At 71.2% G+C, this 1,190-nt stretch carries 1 protein-coding gene; it reads left to right on the forward strand.

Annotated features, from left to right (window positions below):
* Nucleotides 1–36: 36 nt before the first annotated feature.
* Nucleotides 37–1,190 (forward strand): AMP-binding protein (locus ACFYMM_RS44440; protein WP_388398591.1); only part of this gene is annotated, 1,154 nt, incomplete at its 3' end.

Genomic DNA, 1,190 nt, shown 5'->3' on the forward strand with positions numbered 1-1,190 from the left:
GGTGCTGGTGCTGGTGCTGGTGCCGGTGTGGGGGCGGTGGGGGCCGCTTTCGTGCCGGTGGCCGTGTCGGACGCGGACACGGCGTATGTCATCTACACCTCCGGCTCCACCGGCCGGCCCAAGGGCGTGGTGGTCACCCACGGCAACGTGCTCGCCCTGTTCGAGGCGTGCGGGCAGGCCTACGGCGGCTGGGGCGAGGACGAGGTGTGGACGATGTTCCACTCCGCCGCGTTCGACTTCTCCGTCTGGGAGGTCTACGGCGCGCTCCTGCACGGCGGCCGTCTGCGGGTGGTGCCCTATGCCACCACCCGCGACCCCGCCGCGATGTGGGACCTCGTGCGCACCGAGAAGGTCACCGTCCTCAGCCAGACCCCGACCGCTTTCACCCAGCTCACCCAGGCCGCCCGGCAGTCCGGCTTCCCCCCCACCCACCTGCGCTGGATCGTCTTCGGCGGCGAGGCCCTGCGCCCCGCCACCCTGACCGACTGGACCCGGGCCTACGGCTGGCACCAGCCCCGCCTGGTCAACATGTACGGCATCACCGAAACCACCGTCCACGTCACCCACCGCCCCATGACACCCGACGACCTCGACGAAGCCGTCAGCCCCATCGGCACCCCCCTGCCCGGCCTCACCATCAGCCTCGAAGGCGACCCCCGCCAGGCACAGATGTACGTCTCCGGCCCCCAGGTCGCCACCGGATACCTGAACCGGCCCGCCCTGACCGCCCAGCGCTTCCTGCCCGACCCCGACGGCCCGCCCGGCACCCGCCGCTACCACACCGGCGACCTCGCCACCACCCACCCCACCACCGGCGAACTCCACTACCTCGGCCGCAGCGACCACCAGATCAAACTCCGCGGCTTCCGCATCGAACCCGCCGAGATCGAACGCGTCCTGCTCACCCACCCCGCCGTCCACGCCGCCGCCGTCATCCTCAACCCCCACACCCCCCACCACCCCCAACTCGCCGCCTACACCGTCCTCACCCCCACCCACACCACCCACACCGACACCAACGGCACCCACACCAACGGCACCCACACCGATGCCACCGACACCGCCACCACCCTCACCCACCTACGCACCCACCTCACCACCCACCTCCCCACCCACATGATCCCCACCACCATCACCCCCCTCCCCACACTCCCCACCACCCCCAACGGAAAACTCGACCCCACACGCCT

It is taken from the genome of Streptomyces sp. NPDC006739 (assembly GCF_042869815.1).
In the GTDB taxonomy this organism is placed as follows: Bacteria; Actinomycetota; Actinomycetes; order Streptomycetales; family Streptomycetaceae; genus Streptomyces.